General features: G+C 49.2%; 18 protein-coding genes. 13 read left to right on the forward strand and 5 right to left on the reverse strand.

Annotation, left to right across the window (positions count from 1 at the left end; all coding sequences use genetic code 11):
* The first annotated feature begins 50 nt into the window (after positions 1 to 50).
* The 7 genes from L693_RS0120190 to L693_RS0120220 all read left to right on the forward strand — a co-directional run bounded on the left by L693_RS0120190 (position 51) and on the right by L693_RS0120220 (position 6,683).
* On the forward strand, positions 51 to 617 hold the full coding sequence (locus L693_RS0120190) for a TetR/AcrR family transcriptional regulator (protein ID WP_025719439.1): 567 nt from the start codon (positions 51 to 53) through the stop codon (positions 615 to 617).
* 139 nt (positions 618 to 756) lie between these two features.
* The gene (locus tag L693_RS0120195; RefSeq protein ID WP_025719441.1) at positions 757 to 1,254 is read left to right on the forward strand and encodes a hypothetical protein; all 498 of its coding nucleotides are present in this window, start codon (positions 757 to 759) and stop codon (positions 1,252 to 1,254) included.
* Positions 1,255 to 1,375: 121 nt separating this feature from the next.
* Complete coding sequence (locus L693_RS0120200) at positions 1,376 to 2,059, forward strand: hypothetical protein (RefSeq protein WP_025719443.1); 684 nt, start codon at positions 1,376 to 1,378, stop codon at positions 2,057 to 2,059.
* A gap of 385 nt (positions 2,060 to 2,444) precedes the next feature.
* Positions 2,445 to 3,491 carry a sulfate ABC transporter substrate-binding protein gene (locus L693_RS0120205; RefSeq protein WP_025719445.1) on the forward strand — a complete coding sequence of 349 codons (1,047 nt, stop codon included), beginning with the start codon at positions 2,445 to 2,447 and terminating at the stop codon, positions 3,489 to 3,491.
* An 85-nt stretch (positions 3,492 to 3,576) separates the two neighbouring features.
* Positions 3,577 to 4,410, forward strand: coding sequence for a sulfate ABC transporter permease subunit CysT (gene cysT, locus L693_RS0120210; RefSeq protein ID WP_025719447.1), 834 nt, complete (start codon positions 3,577 to 3,579; stop codon positions 4,408 to 4,410).
* 47 nt (positions 4,411 to 4,457) lie between these two features.
* The gene (gene cysW, locus L693_RS0120215; RefSeq protein WP_025719449.1) at positions 4,458 to 5,333 is read left to right on the forward strand and encodes a sulfate ABC transporter permease subunit CysW; all 876 of its coding nucleotides are present in this window, start codon (positions 4,458 to 4,460) and stop codon (positions 5,331 to 5,333) included.
* A 219-nt stretch (positions 5,334 to 5,552) separates the two neighbouring features.
* A complete protein-coding gene (locus L693_RS0120220) occupies positions 5,553 to 6,683 on the forward strand; it encodes an aminotransferase class V-fold PLP-dependent enzyme (protein WP_025719450.1) in 1,131 nt (376 codons plus the stop codon).
* Positions 6,684 to 6,786: 103 nt separating this feature from the next.
* On the opposite strand, the gene phnE (L693_RS0120225) is transcribed toward L693_RS0120220, so the two are convergent.
* The 4 genes from phnE (L693_RS0120225) to L693_RS0120240 form a co-directional block, all read right to left on the reverse strand.
* Positions 6,787 to 7,584 carry a phosphonate ABC transporter, permease protein PhnE gene (phnE, locus tag L693_RS0120225; RefSeq protein ID WP_025719451.1) on the reverse strand — a complete coding sequence of 266 codons (798 nt, stop codon included), beginning with the start codon at positions 7,582 to 7,584 and terminating at the stop codon, positions 6,787 to 6,789.
* Positions 7,581 to 8,435, reverse strand: coding sequence for a phosphonate ABC transporter, permease protein PhnE (gene phnE, locus L693_RS0120230; protein WP_025719453.1), 855 nt, complete (start codon positions 8,433 to 8,435; stop codon positions 7,581 to 7,583). Before phnE (L693_RS0120230) ends, phnE (L693_RS0120225) begins: the two co-directional genes overlap by 4 nt.
* Positions 8,432 to 9,202 (reverse strand): phosphonate ABC transporter ATP-binding protein, encoded by a 771-nt coding sequence (gene phnC / locus L693_RS0120235; protein WP_025719455.1) that lies wholly within the window; start codon positions 9,200 to 9,202, stop codon positions 8,432 to 8,434. Before phnC ends, phnE (L693_RS0120230) begins: the two co-directional genes overlap by 4 nt.
* 133 nt (positions 9,203 to 9,335) lie before the next feature.
* On the reverse strand, positions 9,336 to 10,304 hold the full coding sequence (locus tag L693_RS0120240) for a phosphate/phosphite/phosphonate ABC transporter substrate-binding protein (protein ID WP_025719457.1): 969 nt from the start codon (positions 10,302 to 10,304) through the stop codon (positions 9,336 to 9,338).
* A gap of 249 nt (positions 10,305 to 10,553) precedes the next feature.
* Here L693_RS0120240 and L693_RS0120245 point away from each other — a divergent pair, with 249 nt between their 5' ends.
* The 4 genes from L693_RS0120245 to L693_RS0120260 all read left to right on the forward strand — a co-directional run bounded on the left by L693_RS0120245 (position 10,554) and on the right by L693_RS0120260 (position 17,050).
* Positions 10,554 to 12,452, forward strand: a complete 1,899-nt coding sequence (locus L693_RS0120245; RefSeq protein WP_025719459.1) for a bifunctional 2',3'-cyclic-nucleotide 2'-phosphodiesterase/3'-nucleotidase — start codon at positions 10,554 to 10,556, stop codon at positions 12,450 to 12,452.
* Between the two features lie 217 nt (positions 12,453 to 12,669).
* Positions 12,670 to 14,076 carry a hypothetical protein gene (locus tag L693_RS0120250; RefSeq protein ID WP_025719460.1) on the forward strand — a complete coding sequence of 469 codons (1,407 nt, stop codon included), beginning with the start codon at positions 12,670 to 12,672 and terminating at the stop codon, positions 14,074 to 14,076.
* Positions 14,077 to 14,272: 196 nt separating this feature from the next.
* Positions 14,273 to 15,082, forward strand: coding sequence for a bifunctional hydroxymethylpyrimidine kinase/phosphomethylpyrimidine kinase (gene thiD / locus L693_RS0120255; protein ID WP_025719462.1), 810 nt, complete (start codon positions 14,273 to 14,275; stop codon positions 15,080 to 15,082).
* Between the two features lie 270 nt (positions 15,083 to 15,352).
* Positions 15,353 to 17,050: a M3 family oligoendopeptidase gene (locus L693_RS0120260; protein ID WP_025719463.1), complete on the forward strand. Its 1,698-nt coding sequence runs from the start codon at positions 15,353 to 15,355 to the stop codon at positions 17,048 to 17,050.
* A gap of 88 nt (positions 17,051 to 17,138) precedes the next feature.
* On the opposite strand, the gene L693_RS0120265 is transcribed toward L693_RS0120260, so the two are convergent.
* Entirely contained in the window at positions 17,139 to 18,110 is a 972-nt protein-coding gene (locus L693_RS0120265) for a ring-cleaving dioxygenase (RefSeq protein WP_025719465.1), read from the reverse strand.
* A 403-nt stretch (positions 18,111 to 18,513) separates the two neighbouring features.
* On the opposite strand from L693_RS0120265, the gene L693_RS0120270 reads away from it, so the two are divergent.
* Together L693_RS0120270 and L693_RS0120275 are read left to right on the forward strand one after the other, a co-directional pair.
* Entirely contained in the window at positions 18,514 to 19,776 is a 1,263-nt protein-coding gene (locus L693_RS0120270) for an amidohydrolase (protein ID WP_025719467.1), read from the forward strand.
* 19 nt (positions 19,777 to 19,795) lie between these two features.
* On the forward strand, positions 19,796 to 21,072 hold a 1,277-nt coding region (locus L693_RS0120275), incomplete at its 3' end, for a M20 family metallopeptidase (RefSeq protein WP_025719469.1).

The following is a 21,072-nucleotide window of genomic DNA, read 5'->3' on the forward strand; positions in this document are numbered from 1 at the left end:
TCCCCATAATTCAAAGGGGCTCCGGCTTTTTTCATTTTTTAGGTCGAAATGTGATCAGAGAAAAAACGGCTGGTTTGCATCAATTTGCGAGAAAGGGATACGATGCCGCTTCTCTGCAATTGATTGCAGATGAGGTAGGGATAAAGAAGCAGTCTATTTACAACCATTTTAAAAGCAAAGATGATTTGTTCTTGGATATATTTTCTGATGCGGTGAAGCAGGAAATTCTGGAGTTGGATCGTTATTTTCATGAGCAATCTGAGCAGCCGCTTGAAGCTGTTCTGCGGGGGCTCATCGCCGAATTCAAGGACCGTTATGGGAGCGCCATGAATTTGCGTTTGATTTTGTATGTCGGCTTTCTGATACCGTCCAATCTGGAGGCCCAAATTCAGGCCATGGTTATACGCTATGTCCAGCATAAGACAAATTTGGTGTGTGAGCGAATTGCGGCCGAAACGTCGGTAAAGCTGCGTGTTCCAGCCCGATCTGCCGCAACAGCTTATATGAATTTAATCGAAGGCATGCTGGTAGAGCTTGTGTATAACGGAACCGCCGATTTTGATCCGCGTCTGGAAAGCTCTTGGGATATTTACTGGCATGGACTAATTCAGAATTGAGTAAATGAAAGCGGGCATGGGCCATTGGTGTAGTAGGAGAACATGAACGGAGGATGCTTTTGATCCGGTTTGGAAAATATGGCAGCTGGACTCATAATAGATATGAGTTCGGCTTTTGTTTTGTGAAGGAGGGCATAAAATGGTGGAAAAATGGGTTTGGATAGGCGTTGCGGGGGTGATCGTAGGTTATGCGACTTTTGCCAGTAACCATACCACGAATACTACATCAACATCAACGTCGTATGTGACGCACCCAGCAGCTCCGCTTAGCGCGCAGAGTAAGCAGGGAGACGCAGCCAAGCGTATCGTACAAGATCAAAGAATGCACTTTGGAGGACAAGGACAAACGGACTTTAAATTTGAAGAGGGGCGCAAGCTGTACATCAGCATCAAAAATACAGGAAAGCAACCCATACAATACAGCCTCACCAGTTCGAATGGATCAGACTTGGAAAGTACAACGAGCGGATTTACTAAACGAACGTTACAGCCGGGAGAACGCCATGATCTGTTGTTTGTAAAGCAGGAGGGGCAGGCAGAAGCGGGAAGCGACTCCTCGAATAAGTTGATCTTGAACGTAAGCACAGACGATGGATCGCAAGGAACCGTTAAAACTTTCGCATATATTACACAGTAAGCTCCTTCCAGAATGGGCACGACATGCGGTCATTAGCCTACTATGTTACAATAGAACGGTTGAAGGCTTAATGAACAGAATAGGTCAGAGCAGAAAGCAGAAGCAGAAAGGATGACCCGTTGTGCCCAAAAACCATGAATTCGGTAATCAAAAGCTGTCACGTAGGCTGTCGCTCACAGCCGTTTTACTTACACTTACATTTGTTGCTCTTGCTGGCTGCGGCCAGGATAAGAATGCTGAAACCAACAATACCGGAAGCAGTACAAGCGTGATTGAGAACGGAGCCGATGCGAATCGTAGCGGTTCAGCCCAAAATGACAAAGCAGCCAAAGAGAGTGGGAATGCAGAAAACAGCAGCAATGACGCGCAAAAGTCCACTCCTTCGGTCCCGGCTGCTTCATCGGATGCAGTTTCTTCCCCGACACCCTCCAATCCATCTCAAAATCCTTTTGAGGTAGCAGGCATTCAAGACCCTAAAGCGTTTTTGAACACGTTCAAAGCGTTACAAAAGGCTGTTGCCGACAATGACAAAGAGAAGGTGGCCAATTATATTTTTTACCCTTTGCGTGTCAATGATAGCGAGAAATCGCTAACGATTCCGAATAAGAAAGACTTTATTGCCAAGTATGATCAGATTTTTACGGATGCGATTCGTGAAGCGCTGGTGAACCAAAAGACGGATGATTTGTTTGTCAATTACCAAGGAGTTATGGTTGGCTCGGGTGAGCTGTGGTTAAGAAGAGACACCGACAATCCGAAGCTTTTTGGAGTTTTTTCGATTAATCTTGAAACCGTGGCCAACTAAGCAATACTCCGCGTGTGAAAATAACCCCTAAGCAGTCGGAAACATACTTTCATGTTTCTGGCTGTCCTCTCTCTTTGAAGCAAACAAAACACAGATAGCCCATGCCAAAAAAAAGTTTGACATTGTTCATAAACACTCGTATTATATTCGTATAACTCATTAAACAGGTAGGAATTAAAGATTTAAAGTATTAAAGTATGGTCATTATGATCACGCCATTGTGGCGGAGAACCTCTAGGAACAGCAGGCAGACACTGTCCACGCGACAGGTTTGACCTATCAGGGCTGCATCAGGGAATTCTCCGCTATTTTTCTGAATAGGTCTGTAAATAACAGGCGTAAATGAATGTGTTTTCACAAAATACATAGAATTAGGGGTGTCTTGATGAAGAGTAAATGGAAAATTGGACTTATTCTCGGACTATCTTTGGTTTTAACGATTATGCTAAGTGCTTGCGGGGCAAGTAAGGAGGGGAGCTCAGCTTCCGGCTCCAAGGATGTCGAGTTGCTTAACGTTTCTTATGACCCTACCCGTGAGCTGTATGAGGCATATAATAAAGCGTTTGCCGCGCATTGGGAAAAGGAGAAAGGGCAGAAGGTGACGATCAAGCAGTCCCATGGGGGATCTGGCAAGCAAAGTCGCTCTGTGCAGGATGGACTGGATGCGGATGTGGTCACTCTGGCCCTGGGCTATGATATTGATGCGCTACAGGAAAAAGGACTTATTAAAGAGGGATGGCAAAATAAATATGAGCATAACAGCTCTCCATACACTTCAACCATCGTGCTGTTAGTGCGCAAAGGCAATCCGAAAGGGATCAAGGACTGGGATGATTTAATCCGTGGTGATGTGCAGGTCATCACACCAAATCCTAAAACTTCGGGTGGAGCCCGTTGGAACTATCTTGCGGCTTGGGCCTATGCGCTCAAGAAAAACAATAACGATGAAGCAAAAGCTCAGCAGTTTGTACAGGAGCTATACAAGCACGTACCGGTACTGGATAGCGGAGCGCGCGGGGCGACTACGACCTTTGTGGAGCGTGGAATTGGCGATGTGCTGATTGCTTGGGAAAATGAAGCATTGCTCTCTGTGAAGGAGCTGGGTGCGGATAAGTTTGATATCGTGTACCCGTCGATCAGTATTTTGGCTGAGCCTCCGGTGGCGATCGTCGATAAGGTTGTAGATAAAAAAGGCACACGTGAGGTAGCGGACGCGTACCTGAAATATTTGTACAGTGAAGAAGGGCAGACCATTGCAGCCAAGAACTATTACCGTCCAACGCTGGATAGCGTAAAGGCGAAATTCAAGAATCAATTTCCGGATATGGAGCTCGTAACCTTGAAGGATGTTTTTGGAACGTGGAAGGAAACGCAGCAGAAGCATTTTAGTGATAAGGGTATTTTTGACCAGATTTATGTACCCGGCAGTTGATAAATAAGTCGTCTGTCAAGTCGGAGAGGATCGGTAATACGCAAGCGTTTAGAGTGAAAGGATTTCAGAGAGGGATGGACAGAACATGAGTCAAGTGCAAGCCACCCGAAAACGCGTACTTCCCGGATTCGGGTTAACGATGGGTTATAGTGTGCTGTACCTTAGTTTGGTGGTGCTGCTGCCTTTATCGGCGCTGCTCCTGAACTCAACCGGACTGACGTGGGAGAAATTTTGGGACGTGGCAACGGATGTGAGGGTGCTGGCTTCCTACAAGGTCAGCTTTCTGTGTGCCGCGGCAGCGGCTTTGATCGACCTGTTTCTCGGCTTATTGATAGCCTGGGTATTGGTGCGGTATGAGTTTCCGGGAAAACGGATTTTCGATGCGGTCATTGATCTGCCCTTTGCTTTGCCTACTGCGGTTGCGGGTGTTGCTTTGACCGCTCTATATGCGCCAAATGGTTGGATCGGTTCGTTGTTCGAACCGTTGGGCTGGAAGATGGCGTATTCGCAGACGGGCATTACACTTGCGCTGATGTTTATCGGCATCCCGTTTGTCGTGCGGACGGTGCAGCCAGTACTGGAGGAGATGGACAAGGACGAGGAAGAGGTTGCTGCAACGCTGGGAGCGGGCAGATGGCGTACCTTCCGCAGCGTGATTTTGCCGGAGTTGATTCCGCCGCTGCTAACGGGCTTTGCACTCGCATTTGCCCGGGGCATTGGCGAGTACGGTTCTGTTGTCTTCATCTCCGGCAATATGCCGATGAAAACCGAGATTGCTCCGCTGCTCATTATGTCCAAGCTGGAGCAAAATGACTATGCAGGAGCAACGGCAGTAGCGATGATGCTGCTGGTAATTTCGTTCTTGCTGTTATTTGTGATTAACAGCATTCAACGCTGGTCACGGCGTCGTGCCATATAATTAATGTAGGGCAGCGGTACAGCCGCGTTCTAAGGAGGGACATGATCATGTCACAAGCGATAACGGGGCAGGGGCTTGCTCATGCACCAGTACCTTCATCTGCACCGCCCCACAGGGTTACAAGCGAGGCACCCTGGGTAAAGTGGACGCTGATTGGTGCTGCTTTTCTTGCTTTGCTATGGGTGCTGGTATTGCCGCTGATCGTCGTGCTTACCGAAGCACTCAAGCAGGGCTGGAGTGTATACATCGAAGCGTTGCGGGACCCGGACGCGATGTCCGCGTTACAGCTGACGCTGCTGGTGGCAGCCATAACGGTGCCGCTGAATACGGTATTTGGCGTAGCCGCCGCTTGGCTGATCACAAAATTTCAATTTCGCGGCAAAGGCTTGCTGGTCACCTTGATTGATTTACCCTTCGCGATCTCACCTGTCGTCGGCGGATTGATGTATGTGCTGGTGTTTGGCGCACAAGGCTGGCTTGGGCCGTGGCTGGATGAGCATGATATTAAAATAATATTTGCCTTGCCGGGCATTATTTTGGCAACGCTGTTCATCACCTTTCCGTTTGTGGCGCGCGAACTCATTCCCATGATGGAGGATCAGGGACAGCAGGAGGAAGAAGCGGCTGTTATGCTGGGCGCTCGCGGCTGGCGTATTTTTTGGAAAGTGACGCTGCCGAATATCAAATGGGGTCTGCTCTATGGCATCATTTTATGTAATGCGAGAGCCATGGGGGAATTCGGCGCGGTGTCCGTCGTCTCCGGACATATCCGGGGAGAGACGAACACACTGCCGCTGCATGTGGAGATTTTGTATAACGAATATCAATTTTCGGCATCCTTTGCCGTGGCTTCGTTGCTGCTGCTTCTGGCTCTCGCTACCTTGGTACTTAAAAGCTGGTTTGGGCGCAAGCGCGGACATTAATTTTGGTCCTGTGCTCTTTCAGTGGAATGATTGCATGATTGTACTTTAGGAAAAACGTAACAAGCGAATGTGCTTGAGCCCATAGAGCCTCTCTTGGTGTCTATCGTCTTATTACCGACGAGAAGATGGAAGGGAGGCTCTTGTTCTAAGCCGGCTTCTATGGATAATAAAATGATCATATCAAGGCACGTTGCTGTGCCCAGGAGGAGCGAAGGGAATATGAAACATCCGTTTCAGTCCTACCGTCAGCTGTTTCCGGTGCTGTCCTCACATATCCATGTTGGGAGCTGTTCCCAAGGGGCTGTATCGAGGCAAGTTTCTGCTGCAATTGAGGAGTACCATCGAAGCTTGCTGCAATATGGCAATAACGGCGAATTGTCTATGGCACGCTTGGAGGAAGCCAGAGCGCATTTTGCCAAGCTAATCGGGGCGGAGCCTGACGAAATTGCAGTGCTGTCCTCAGCCTCTGAGGCCATTGCCGGGGTGGCGACTGCACTTCCTTATGTACCGGGAAAAGAAGGCATTGTATATGCGGACACCGACTTTCCGACGGTGGGACACATTTGGCAAGCACAGGAGTTGTTCCGTGATCACATCCGTTGTATCCCCTCCATCGAAGGAGAGGTTACGATAGAGCAGTATAAGGAGCATATTACGGAAAAAACTGCACTCGTTATAGCATCCCATGTGAATTATACCAATGGATTTCAGCAGGATCTAAAATCCATTGCAGCTATAGCTCATCAAAATCAGGCGCTGCTGTTTGTGGATGCCTATCAGTCAGCGGGGGTCATTCCGGTGGATGTAAAGGCAATGGGCATAGATATTCTGGTGACTGGAGCACGTAAATATATGTTGGGAATACCAGGAGTGGCTTTTCTGTATGTAAGCAAGGATCGAATAGACCGCTTCAAGCCTCGACTTACGGGCTGGCTAGGACAGGAGCTTGCTTCCCGGTTTGATATTGCTCACCCGGTTCCGGCGGTGGGAACCCGACGCTTCGAGTCGGGATTGCCTTCGTTCATCAGCATTTTTGCCGCGAATGCGGCCTTAAAGCTGCTGCTGGAGATCGGGGTCACGAATATTCAGGCATATATGAGTGAATTGTTGGAGTTTTCCGTTGCGTATGGAAGTCGCAAAGGACTGAACATACGTATACCTTACAGGGGAGGCACATTACCAAGCCTGCTCGCTGTTGAAGTAGCAGACGTAACGGCTGTGGAGATGCGTTTGAGAAGCCAAAATATGATCGTTTCGGCACGAAAGGATGTCATCCGTGTAGCTCCGCATTTTTACAATACAGCTGAGGAGATTAGGCGGGTGATGGATGAGCTGGCGAGGATTTGTTGAATAGGAAAAGCCTCCTTCTGTGTGAATGGGAGTGGGACACTTCCCTTTTACACAGAAGAGGCTTTATTGGGCTTCTAGCTTATAAATTATATAAATAAAAAGACTATACGATCCGTTTGCGCAGCCAGCCGGAAATCAGATCCGTCAAAATGATCAGGACCACAATGCCCAGTAAAATAACGCCTACGCGGTTCCAGTTTCGCATTTGGAGTGCAAACAGCAGCGGAGTACCAATACCGCCTGCACCGACCAGACCGAGTGTGGTGGCGGAGCGGATATTAATTTCAAAACGATAAAGCGAATAGGAAAGAAACTGTGGGATCACCTGCGGCAGTACGGCGAAGAAAATCACCTGCAGACGATTGGCGCCACACGCGACCAAGGCTTCCTGCGGCCCATGATCGACGTTTTCGATCGTTTCCGAGAATAGCTTCGCCAGCATGCCGATCGAGTGAATACCAAGGGCAAGCACCCCGGCAAACGAGCCGGGTCCAACGGCTTTAATAAACAGAATGGCGACGATCATTTCGGGAAATACCCGGATGACACTAAGTACAAATTTCCCGCTGCCTGATAGGGGACGCAATCGGGTCATATTGCTGGACGCCCAAAAGGCGAACGGAAGACAGACAAACGCGGATACGAAGGTTCCGAGAATTGAAATGACCAGCGTATCCAGCAGCCCGCGCAATAAATCCTCTCCTTCAGGGATGTAGACGAATGACCAGTCGGGATGGAGAAAGCCGTCCAATATAGCGACAGAGACACTTTTGGCCGTTCCCTGTAATCCTTCAAACTGCATCCCGCGAAAAGCCCAAATATAAATAATGATTAGCAGAATAGCTATCGCCCATAGGCGCAGGCGGGAGCCAACAGGTCTGCGAAGCGTAGGATCATTCATAATAATTTCCTCCGTAGCAGGTTACTGCCGTAATCAATCGCAAGGACGATGACGAGGGTCAGTAGAATAATGATGCTTGCCCGGTCATATCGGAACAGCCCGAGGGAACGGTCAAGCAGCAGACCGATACCGCCAGCGCCGACCAGGCCCAGCACGGAAGCCGCACGCACATTAACCTCAAAGGTGTACAGCAAGTACGACACAAAATAAGGCAGCGCCTGCGGCACAACACCGAAGGCAATGACCTGAATGCGGCTTGCACCGACGGCAGTCATAGCCTCCAGCGGCCCGGGATCAATCGCTTCAATCGCTTCGAACGTCAGCTTGGCTATGATGCCGAAGGAGAAGAAAAGCAGGGCGAGCATCCCTGCAAAAGGTCCGATGCCGAACACCGCCACAAAGATGGAGGCGAACAGCAAATCTGGAATCGTCCGCACCAGATTCAGGATCGTACGCATCGGCAGTGAAATCAGCTTGCGCGGCATCACATTGTAGGCACATAGCAACGCGACAGGGATCGCCAGTATGGCTCCCAGTGTCGTGCCAACAATGGCAATCTGGATCGTTTCCAGCATCGGCTTCCAGATGGTAGGCAGGTAGCTCCAGTCAGGCGGAAACATTTCGCGCAGCAGCTTGCCCATTTCGGGCAAGCCAACGATCAACTGGTAAGGCGTGGCATTCGTATGAATGGAGCAGGCTACCAGCACTACGATAAAAATCATCCAGGTGGCATAACGCTTGTAACGCCCCGGCAAGGGTGGTCCGGTGGGCGACTTGCCGGGCTGCGGTGGTCCGATATGTGGCGACGGCGGCGTCGAAGAGAGTGGCTGGGCCGTAGAGTCGGGCTTCATGATCCCACTCCCAGTAGTTCATCATGCTTGATGGCCCGGCCGTAGATCTCCGCAAAGGCCTCATCTGTTGCTTCCTCCGGCGTGCCGTCAAAGACAACCGCACCGGCGCGCAGCCCGATAATCCGCGTCGCATATTCGCGCGCCAGGTCAATGAAATGCAGATTGACGATGGTCGTAATCTGCATTTCACGATTGATCCGCTGGAGATCGTCCATGACCTGGCGGGTGGTCAGCGGATCAAGCGATGCGACAGGCTCGTCCGCCAGTATAATCTTGGCCTCCTGCGCCAGCGCGCGGGCGATGGATACACGCTGCTGTTGGCCACCGGACAGCTCATCGGCCCGGCTGTAGGCTTTTTCGCGGATGTTCACGCGTTCCAGTGCCGTCAGCGCCAGCTCCACATCCTCCTTCGGAAAAAGGCCGAGAACAGTTCTGAGCGTCGAATGATAGCCGACACGACCGGAAAGTACATTGCGGAGCACGGTCGACCGCTTAACCAGATTGAAGCTTTGAAAGATCATGCCGATATCGCGACGAATGCGCCGCAGCTCGCTGCTTCCGGCAGACGTAACAGACCTGCCGCCTACGACAATGTCGCCGGAGGTAATGTCATGCAATCGGTTAATGGAACGCAGCAGGGTGGACTTGCCTGCACCGGACAAGCCGACAATAACGATCATTTCCCCCTCTTTAATCGTCAGATTAATATTGTTCAACCCTTTGGTGCCGTTTGGGTACGTTTTCGATACGTTGCGGAATTCGATCATTTGCTCCCAACTTTCTCCCCCGATGGGGTGGAATGAAAACAACACCGCCATGAATACATGGACGGTGCTGCCCTGTCATTCGTAATGCCTGTTTCGTAGCTGCTGCTTCATTACAATTGCGAGTTTGCTCCTGTTACTTAACCGCTTGGCCGACGGCTTCGGCATATTCACGTACAGCGTCGAAGTTTTTATCGTCGCCCTTTTCATAACCTACGTGTGTGTAGATTTCCTTAATGATTTCGCCGCCCTTCGGGTCTTTGGCGATATCTATAAAGGCCTGGCTGATTTTGTCTCTCCACGCTTGATCCATATCGGAACGTACGCTGACCGTGTCATTCGGAATTTTTGCTGTGTAATGAATGACGCGTGTTTTTTCAAATACATCCGGAATTTCCTTCTTTACCGTGTTGCGCGCATCCTGGAAAACAGCTACAGCATCAACCTGACCGTTCAGCAGCGCCAGAATAGCGGCATCATGGCCTTTGATCGTTACACCCTGTACATCCGTATCCGGGTCCACGCCGGCTTTTTTTAGCTCGGCTGCGGGATATACGTAGCCTGCCGAGGAGGTTACATTTTGCCAGCCGATTTTTTTGCCCTTCAGATCAGCCAGGCTTTTAATCGGAGAATCTTTTTTCACCACGATCATTGATTTGTAAAAGTTTACCTTTTCAGTTGTGTCCTTGCCTGTGGCATCATCAATGCCGTAGCGTTGGGCTTGCAGCAGCAAATCGGCTGCTTTGCGATTATCGTGTGCCAGCACATAGGCGTTTGGTGGAAGGAAACCTACATCTACCTGTTTGGAAGACATGGCTTCGACAATCGTGTTGTAGTCAGGAGATACCGTTACTTTCACCGGAATTCCGAGCTTGTCCCCCAGCAGCTTTTCGAGCGGCTTGGCTTTGGCTTCGAGCGTATCTGCATTTTGGGAAGGAACGAACTGTACCTTTAACTCTGTAGGAACATAGGCTGTGCTTTCGCTTTTCGTGCCATCTGTGCCAGGAGTGGACGCGCTGTTGTTATTGCTTGCATTGGAGCTGCAAGCAGCCAGACCTGCCGCCAGTGTGAAGGTCATGCACAAGGTCAGTGCTTTTTTGAACAAAATAATTTCCCCCTAAACATAGTAATAAAGAAGTAATAAACGAAAAAAAATAAAAACTCTGTAAATTCTGTGACAAAGCAAATCTTAACAGCTAGTCCGACGGCTAGGGTTAAAACCACTCCTGACTTTGGTAAAAGTAATGTAAAATTTATCATATAGTTACCTGCTTTGATTCATTTAACATTCTCTTAACAGTGGTCTGCTAGACTTGTTCAAGCTCTATGACCGAAGCTGGGGGAGAGAACAGAATTGGATACAAATGAAGTGATACATCTGGAAACATCACGTCCGGTGAGGGTAAAATTTCGCATCATGGTTACGACGGATCTACATGTCAGCTTGTGGAATTATGATTACTTTGCAGATGAGGAAACGTTGCAGTATGGTCTGGCACAAACCGCCAGCTTGATTCGAGCGGCCCGGTCTGAGGTGTCCAACCATCTTCTGCTGGATAACGGGGATGTCATTCAGGGAAATCCAATGGGTGATTATGCTGTGCAGCGTCTTCAACAGAACTCCAGTGCTGTGCATCCTGCTTACAAAGCAATGAATCTTTTAGGGTACGAGGCAGGAAATATCGGTAATCATGAATTTAACTATGGATTGGAATATTTGCAGACCTGCCTTCGGGGAGCGCGATTTCCTTATATGAATGCCAACATTTATGTAGCGGGAGAACATGAACAAAACTATTTCACACCATATCTGCTGCTGGACAAAACGGTAGAGGATGAAGCAGGCGGTAAGCATCTTTTAAAGGTGGGGATAATCGGCTTTGTGCCTCCACAAATTATGCAATGGGACAAGGCATGGCTGGAGGGAAAAATCATCGTCAAGGATATGCTGGAAACGGCAAGACGGTTTATTCCCCAAATGAAGGCTGAGGGAGCCGATCTGATCATTGCTATGCCCCATGCGGGCTTTGAGGATATTCCTGAAACGCCATATATGGAAAATACGGTGCTGCCGCTAAGCAGGGTGGAGGGAATTGACGCCATTCTGTTTGGTCATGCGCATAAAGTATTCCCCGGGCCTTTGTTTGTTGGTAAAACGGGTGTTGATACGGAACGAGGCACCATCCACGATATTCCGGCGGTAGAGCCGGGCTTCTGGGGGGATCATCTGGGTATTATTGACCTCGACCTTACTCTTATGGAAGGAAAGTGGGAGGTGGTTGTATCTTCTGCCGAGGTACGCCCGGTGTATGATCCGGTACAGAAGAAGGCGCTGGTGCAGCCGGATACTGCAATTCAGCAGTTGGTAGCAGAGGAGCACGCCGGAACATTGGAATATATTCGCGCTCCTGTAGGCCAGACGACGGTGCCGGTGAACAGCTTCTTTGCCCAAGTGATGGATGATGCTTCAATTCAACTCGTAAATGATGCGCAAATTTGGTATGTGAAGCAGCAGATGCAAGGGAGCGAGCATGAAGATTTACCCGTTCTGTCGGCAGCGGCTCCATTTAAGACGGGCGGCAGATACGGACCTTCGTACTACACTGATATTCCGGCAGGGATGTTGGCGATCAAGCATATCGCAGATTTGTATAACTTCCCGAATACGCTGCATGTCGTCCGGTTGACCGGAGCGGAAATCAGGGAATGGCTTGAGTGGTCTGCCGGACAATTCCGGCAGATTGATCCTTTGGCAGAGCATGAGCAAGAGCTGATTGATGCTGATTTTCCGAGCTTTAATTTTGATATCATCGACGGGATCAGGTATCAAATTGATGTAACGCAGCCTGCCAGGTATGATATTGCCGGGAAATTAAAGGAGCCGGATGCGCACAGAATCCTTCATATGTCTTTCGGAGGAGAGCCAATGGATATGCAGCGAAGCTATTTGGTGGCCACGAACAACTATCGCGCGTTCTCCTCTGCGCTCGTTAATCCGGGTGGAGAACGAATCGTACTTGCTTCACCGGATGAAAATCGGCACGTGCTGACCGAATATGTGCGGCAAATGAAGACATTGACGCCAAAAGCAGATGGTCACTGGTCCCTTGTCCCATGGGTGGGGCGTCCACATGTGACGTTTCTGACCTCTCCGCAAGCCACGGAGGCCGCCCAAGCCTATTCCGAGCTGCTTTATGAAGGATTAACCATAGAAGGCTACGCCAAGTTTGCTATTGATTTTGGGCGTCTATAAGTCTACAGCATCACAGCACATAAACAGACCAAACCTTCCGGGGTGGTCTTTTTTCATAATACGGTTTTAATATCGTACGAAATTCGTGATTTTATATGTCCAGAGTCGCGTTTAAGTTATTGACCTGCCGTATAATTAGACATATACTTTGATTAAACAAATTTTGGTTTAAAAGGTAATGAAAAAGTCATCATCATTCGTTTGAGGGGGTGTCCCTTTGGAAAAAAACACCACGATTCGCGCAGAAATTGAAAAGTATATTCAAAGTGAAGGCATTTCGATGCAGTGTTTTGCAGATGCTTCCAAGGTAAATCCGGGTACACTCAGCGGTATTCTTAACCGGAACCCTCCACGGCCTATTTCAGTCAATCAGCTTGATCTAATCACCGAGGCCATGGGATTAGAAGAAGGGGCTTTGTTCGAGATGTATGTGGATGAATGCTTTGTTCATTCCTTACCGCACTGGCGGAGGCTGCGTCCCTTTCTTCTCCGTTGCTCGGAGTTGAACAAGCTGGACTGCATACGCAGTGTGCTTGGCTATCTGATGGATGATTTATCGAACATTCCAGCTATTTTTGAGACAGCAGAAGAGATGTTTGAGAATGATCGACATGAAGCCTCTATGCTTCTGTATGATTGTGTTATCGAGAGTGAGAAGTATACCCATTCCGAACGCTTGGCGATCAGCTATTTCCGTATTTTCCAGGTTCAGATTAAGGATAACAAACAGAACTTGAAGGCCGCTGTGCAATTCCATTTATATCGTAGCCGTTTACCGGAAACATACGCATTGGAAGGCTTACATATGCTGTCCCAAGTGTTTGCGTCAAAAATGCAATGGTCTGAGATGGAAATGTATGCGGATGAGCTAAGAGAGCTGGCGCAGGCGTTATATCGCAATCGGAACCGATTTGGGGATGAGCACCTGGAGCTGCTTAAGCCGCTCGTTTATTACTATGCCCAGGGACATCTGCTGAAGGCCAGCTGCTATGAGTTTCAGGGCAGATATGAGGAATCCAAGCAATGGATTGAAGGTTATGCAGATTTAAGCTGGTTTGAGGGCTTGGACGAGGAGGGCTGGAAAGTAGTCGAAATGCACCGTGTATATGCTCAGGGCAACCGACTTTGTATTGAAATTAAAATGGGTAACACTGCTGCAATCTATGAGTATATTACTTATCTGCGCGAACATCCGGATGAGACACTGGAAGGCTTGAACACATTGCTCGAATCAGCGAACCGGTTCGGTTATTTTGCGGATGCCGAGCTGGGATTGTTCAGTCAGCAACTCAAGAGCTTCTGGGAGCTTGTACCGGAACAATGGGACACTCATTATCGCAAGCACTTTAATGCATTCCGCTTTGCATCCTTTTGCAAGGTGTATGCGGAATATCATTTTCGAAAGGGCGATTTCTCTGAAGGATTGAGACAAACACTGCATTGCTTACAGCTGTCTGTAGATAATAGCTATACCGAGCATATCATCGGTTGCATGGCCTTATTTGAGCAGCACCGGAATTTTGCTACTCCAGAACAGCAGCATTTGTATCAAAGCCTTTGTCTCGGCTTAAGCGAAAATGGAAAGAATCATGCCTATGATCACAGTACCGGTGGGTATTCGTAATTCTAACTTTCATGTGAACTCTTCATATAACACGTTCTTACGAGGATGTTCCCGTTTCAAAGGGGAATGTTCTCGTTTTTTTGCCGTTGCGGATTCCTGTGACTTTTAGCATGGAAAAGACGCTTTGCGCGTTGACAAGTTTCGCATGCGGGATTAGGATAAATGCAGCACAGAAAGTGAAGGAGAGCATGTACAAATGACGATTCCCAAAACATTAACGATAGCGGGCTCCGACACAAGCGGAGGAGCGGGTATTCAGGCAGACCTGAAAACCTTTCAGGAGCTTGGCGTATATGGCATGACTGTATTGACAACCGTAGTTGCGATGGGACCTAAAACCTGGGATCATCTTGTATATCCTGTTGCGTTGGATGTAGTAGAAGCGCAACTGCGTACTGTATTGGAAGGTATCGGCTTTGATGCGATGAAAACTGGTATGCTCGGTTCCGTTGATATTATCGAGCTGGTAGCCAGCCATTTGAAAAAACATGATCTGAAGCGGATCGTAATTGACCCGGTTATGGTCTGCAAAGGCACGGATGAAGTGCTTCAGCCGGAAAATACAGAGGCGATGCTGGAGTTGTTAATCCCCGGCGCTGATCTGGTAACGCCGAACCTGTTTGAGGCTTCGCAGTTGGCGAAGACTGGACCGATCACGACGCTGGAGCAGATGCAGGAAGCGGCTGCCGTTATCCATGAGCGCGGAGCGAAGCACGTGCTGATCAAGGACCGTGGTAAAATTAGCGCAGGCAAAGCGATGGACCTGCTGTATGACGGGATCACGTTTGACTGGTTTGAGGCCGATGTGGTAAAAACGAGCTTTACCCATGGTGCAGGCTGCACCACTTCGGCTGCGGTAACGGCTGGTTTGGCTCAAGGGCTGACTGTACGTGAAGCGGTGGATCAGGCCAAGAAATTTATCACACAGGCAATTGCGGGCGGCTTCAAGCTGAATGAATTCGTCGGTCCGACCCTGCATGCCGCACACCGTTTACAAAATCAATAAGCACGCAAAATCATTAAGTTTGCTAAAATCATTATGCATCAATGTGTGTAACAGAGAAGGTCTTATAAATCTTCATCAGGCTGCATAGATATAATAATTGCTTTAGGCAAAGATATCCCTGAGATAAAAGCCAGCTGAGCTTAAAAAGCCGAAATACATGGTATTGCGGCTTTTTAGGTTGTCTTTTTTTGGAACAAGAGCTTCCAGTTTTGTCTAATCGTACTGTATAATAAGCATCAGGTTTATTACACTTAGGGGGGAACGAAGGCAATGACATTATTCAGCCAAATGGCTTACAGCCGACCAGAGCAACCAGAAATTGAACAGCGGTTTAAAACGCTGTTGCAGCAGTTTCGTGAGGCAGACAGCGTAGAAAGTCAAAATGAAGTGATTCATGCGATTAACAAGCTGCGCAGTAATGTGGAAACGCAATTGCAATTGGTGGAAGTTCGGCACTCCATTAATACGGAGGACGCCTTTTACAAAGCGGAGCAAGAGTACGCTGATGATTTCATGCCGGTCATTCAGGAGTATGTAACGGATTACTACCGGGCATTGGTGGATTCTCCGTTCAGAGCCGAGCTAGAGAACCAATGGGGCAGCCAGCTTTTTAGTATTGCCGAGGTAGCGCTCAAGTCGTTCCACCCGGATATCATCGAGGATTTGCAGCAGGAAAATAAGCTGACCTCTGAATATGCCCAGCTTATTGCTTCAGCCAAGATTCTGTTTGAAGGGCAAGAACGCACGTTAGCGCAGCTTTTGCCTTTTGAATTGGATACGAATCGGGAAACACGCAAACTGGCTTCCGAGGCCAAATATCAATTTATGAGCGAGCATGAGGACGAGCTGGATCGGATTTATGATGAATTGGTCAAGGTACGCACACGCATGGCACATAAGCTGGGCTACGACAACTTCGTAGAGCTGGGCTATGCCCGCTTGGGCCGTACAGATTACAATGCCACGATGGTAGCCAACTTCCGCGAGCAGGTGCTGAAGCACATCGTTCCCCTGGCAACAAAGCTGAAGGAGCGTCAGCGCGAACGGATCGGTGTAGATCGGCTTCGCTATTATGATGAAGGCTTCAACTTTCTGTCAGGAAATCCTACACCGAAAGGTGACCCGGAGTGGATTCTTCGTAATGGAGCACGTATGTATGAGGAGCTTTCACCGGAAACGAATGAATTTTTCAGCTTTATGATCGAACGAGAATTGATGGACCTGATCAGCAAAAAGGGTAAGCAAAGCGGAGGCTATTGTACCTTTTTGAGCGAATATGGCACGCCGTTTATTTTCTCTAATTTTAATGGTACATCCGGTGACATCGACGTATTGACACATGAAGCAGGTCATGCCTTCCAGGTCTATGAAAGCCGACATTTTGAAATTCCAGAGTATTACTGGCCTACTATGGAGGCAGCTGAGATTCATTCCATGAGTATGGAATTTTTCGCCTGGCCTTGGATGAAGCTGTTCTTTGAAGAAGATACGGACAAATATCACTTTGAGCATCTGTCGTCTTCGTTGCTGTTCGTGCCTTACGGCGTAGCCGTAGATGAATTCCAGCATGCGGTATATGAGCATCCGGATTGGACCCCGGCTGAACGTAAAAGCGCATGGCGCTCCATTGAACGCAAGTATAAACCGCACCTCGACTATGAAGGTAACGAGTATTTGGAGCAGGGTGGATTTTGGCACAAGCAGGGTCATATTTTTCAATCCCCGTTCTACTATATTGACTACACACTCGCGCAATTGTGCGCATTCCAATTCTGGAAGCGTATGAGTATCGACCGGACAGCTGCGTGGGAGGATTATTTGAAGCTGTGCCGTGCCGGGGGGAGCCGATCTTTTACCGGATTGGTCGAACTGGCTGGACTGATCTCGCCGTTCCAGGATGGCTGTATCGCCTCTGTGATCGGAGAAATCGAGGCGTGGCTGAACAGCGTGGATGATAAAAAGCTGTAAGCTTAACCAAAAAGGGCATTTCGCTTACCTGTCATAGCCGAAAGGCTGGCAGGTGGCGGAATGCCCTTTTATGCAAATGAAAATTCAATTAATGTTTGGTATTAAGTGGTTTGAGATTGGCTTCAATAGATTCGCGGCGCGACTCCAAAAATGGCGGCAGCGACAGGGATTCGCCCAGAAACTCCAGTTCCTCGTCGGTGTCAAAGCCGGGGCCATCGGTAGCCAATTCAAACAGAATGCCGTTCGGCTCACGGAAGTACAAGGAACGGAAATAAAAGCGATCTACGAAGCCTGAGTTGGAAATTTGCAGCTGCTGAATACGTTCTACCCACTGTTTGAGCTCTTCCTCGGTTTCAACACGGAAAGCTACGTGATGCACACTGCCGCGTCCTGGTCGCTCTTGGGGCAGATCGTTGCGCTCTTCCAGATGAACCTCAGTTCCTGTACCACCTTCACCTGTCTCATAGATGACCACATCCGGTTGCCCGGCAACAGTAGAAGGGTAGGAGCCCTTTTTACGGAAGCCCATAACCTGTTCAAGGATGAGAATGGTATTTTCCGCTTTGGGAATGGTCAGATGAACCGGGCCGAGTCCTACAATGCCGTATTCGGCAGGGACAGGGCTTTTCTCCCAAGGCGTCCCCCCGCGCACTCCGTTATCATGCTCATCCGAAACGAGGAAGAAGCGTTGTCCTTCAAAATCCTCGAACGAAAGCGCCAGGCGTCCTGCTTGATCCGTAATTTCGCCATGTTTTACATCCAGTTGCTCAAAGCGATTTTTCCAGTAATCCAGCGCCTTGTCATTCGGTACGCGCAGAGAGAGTGCTGAAATGCTGTTATTCCCTGTACGAGTCTGTCCGGCATGCGGAATTTCAAAGAATGTAACTTCCGTCCCCGCGGTTCCGCGCTCATCTCCGTAGAAGAGGTGATAGACACTAACATCGTCCTGGTTCACCGTTTTCTTGATCAACCGAAGTCCCATAACCTGAGTATAAAAATCAACATTTTTAGCCGCCGCCGCTGTAATCGCCGATACGTGATGCAATCCTAACAGTTTCATATCAATATCCTCCTTGGTCTTTATATATTTGGCTTGTAAAGCTGAATGAATAGGTGTTAAAACTGCTTTATATTTATTATCTCAATATTAAGATATATTATTTTTGAATGATTGTCAACTGATATTATTTATCATAACCAATTGGGCCAAGGCCCAGACGGACGGTGTTTCTCATCGCCATTGCTCCTGTTGCGAGATCAATATATCAGGAACGATATATAATACTTGGAATTCAGAGATAATCTATGCTTACAACGTGAGCTATCCTATGGAAAACTTTTATGGGTTCGCCGTTCTTCTTCATAGTGTGGACGCTTCTGGTCGTGGTTTGGATAGCCTGTCATAATTGAGAAATACGCTTTTGTAAATTCTACTATTTTTATGTAAAGGTAAGGTGGTATATATGTTAGATTTGATCGAGCTGCGCCGGGACTTACATCGTCATCCTGAGCTGGGCTTTACTGAATTCCGAACAGCATCCAAGGTTGTAGGCCTGCTGCGGCAATTCGGCTACGAGGTGATTTATGGACAGGACGCGATGGAACCGAGCGCCGTTCGAGGCTTGCCGGCAAAAGAAGTGCTGGAGGCAGCTTATGAACGCGCATTGCGGGATGGGGCGGACCCTGAAATTGCGGCTCATATGAGGGGGGGCTATACGGCTGTTGTTGGTATTCTGCGGGGTGTGCAGGAAGGGCCCACCGTGGCGTTCCGATTCGATATGGACGCGCTGCCGATTATGGAAAGCACAGAAACACGTCATGTGCCGCAGGCCGAAGGCTTCCGTTCACTGTATGAAGGACTTATGCATGCTTGTGCTCATGACGGACATACGACGGTTGGCATCGGCTTGGCGGAGCGATTAAGTGACCGCCAGTTTGCGGGCACGGTTAAATTGATCTTTCAACCGGCAGAAGAGGGAGTTCGAGGTGCTTATGCTATGGTACACAAAGGAATGCTGAACGATGTAGACACACTTTTTTGCCAGCATTTTGGCTGTGATATACCGCTGGGTGAAATTCATGGCAGCTCGGCAGGCTTTCTGGCGTCCACCAAACTGGAGGCACGCTTTCGCGGTGTGGCGTCACATGCGGGCTCCTCGCCGGAAAAAGGGAACAATGCCCTGCTAGGCGCGGCCACCGCATTGCTGAACATTCATTCGCTGCCCCGTTTCAGCACAGGGGAAACACGTATTAACGTAGGTGTGCTGGAAGGAGGCACGGCCGCCAACATCATACCTGAAAACGCGCGTATGATCATCGAAACACGCTCAGTGGATGAGCAGACGAATGAAGAACTGGAGAGACGGGTACGCAATATCATAGCCCACAGTGCAGGAATGCACGAGCTTGAGCATGAAATTCGTGTCATCGGCGGCGCAATCCCGATTGTATGCAGCCCGGAATTGGCGGAGATGGCAGCAGAGGAAGCACAGCATATTGAGGGCTTCGTGAACCAGAAAGCGATGGGGCAAACCAGCTCGCTAGGGAGTGAGGATGCCAGCTACATGATTCGGCGTGTGCAGGAGCTGGGAGGAAAAGGGACTTATATGATTATCGGCTGCGACCTGCCCGCCCCTCACCATCATCCGGAGTTTGATATTCAGGAAGAGGTGCTGCCACGCAGCGTGGAGCTATTGGAGCGGCTGGCCAAGCGGACGCTTCGCTGAGAAAGGTGGGACACCAGTCATGAAGCATATAGAGCTATTGTCCAAAGATATTGAACGACATCGGGATAAAATCATTCGCATTAGCGAGCAAATATGGAAATATGCGGAGACGCGCTTCGAGGAATATCAATCTGCTGAGCTGCTATGTCGCAGTCTGGAAGAGGAAGGGTTCGCTATAGAGCGTGGTGTGGGCGGTATCGAAACAGCCTTCATTGGGAGCTATGGCAGTGGGAAGCCGATTATTGCATTTCTCGGGGAATATGACGCTTTATCGGGACTCAGCCAGCTTAAAGGCATTGCTCGGCAGGAGCCGGTAGAAAAGGGAGGCAACGGTCACGGCTGCGGTCATCATTTGCTCGGGTCGGCCTCTTTGGCAGCAGCGTTTGCGCTTAAAAATCACATGGAGAAAAACGGACAGTCAGGAACGATTCGTTACTACGGCTGTCCCGGTGAAGAGGGTGGCTCAGGCAAAACATTTATGGCGCGTGCAGGATTGTTTGACGATGTGGATTTTTCGCTGTGCTGGCATCCGATGGACTATAACAGCATTATGTCTGTGAGCACACTAGCCAACGTGCAGGTTTATTTTCGTTTTAAAGGCAAAAGCGCACATGCCGCCGCCGCTCCTCATCTGGGCCGCAGCGCACTCGATGCCGTCGAGTTGATGAACATCGGCGCGAATTATTTGCGGGAGCATATTGTGCAGGATGCGCGTCTGCACTATGCAATCACGAACAGCGGAGGCTTTTCTCCTAATGTTGTACAGGCAGATGCGGAGGTGCTCTATCTGATCAGGGCACCGCATGCATCGCAGGTGCAGCCTATTTACAAGCGGGTCTGCGATATTGCTCGCGGGGCGGCACTGATGACAGGTACCGAGGTCGAAATCGTATTCGACAAGGCTTGCTCCAACCTGATGCCTAGTCCGGTGCTGGAGCAAACCATGTACCGCGTGTTCGAGCAGCTGGGCGTGCCGGAATTTACGGCGGAAGAACTGGCCTATGCCGCCGAAATACGGACGACATTGGATAAGCAGGAACGCGCAGGGATTGTGGCCAAATATCCGGGCCTGCGCGATAAGGATATGGCTGATATGCTTCAGCCTTATACGGGAACCGAACCGTTGTACGGATCAACCGACGTTGGTGATGTAAGCTGGATTACACCGACCGTACAGTGCACGACCGCTTGTTTTCCTGTAGGAACACAGGCGCATACGTGGCAGTGGGTTGCCTCAGGTGCGACATCCATCGGGCACAAGGGCATGCTGCATGCAGCCAAGGTCATGGCTGGGAC

This window comes from Paenibacillus sp. 1-18 (assembly GCF_000520755.1).
Classification (GTDB): Bacteria; Bacillota; Bacilli; order Paenibacillales; family Paenibacillaceae; genus Paenibacillus; species Paenibacillus brasilensis.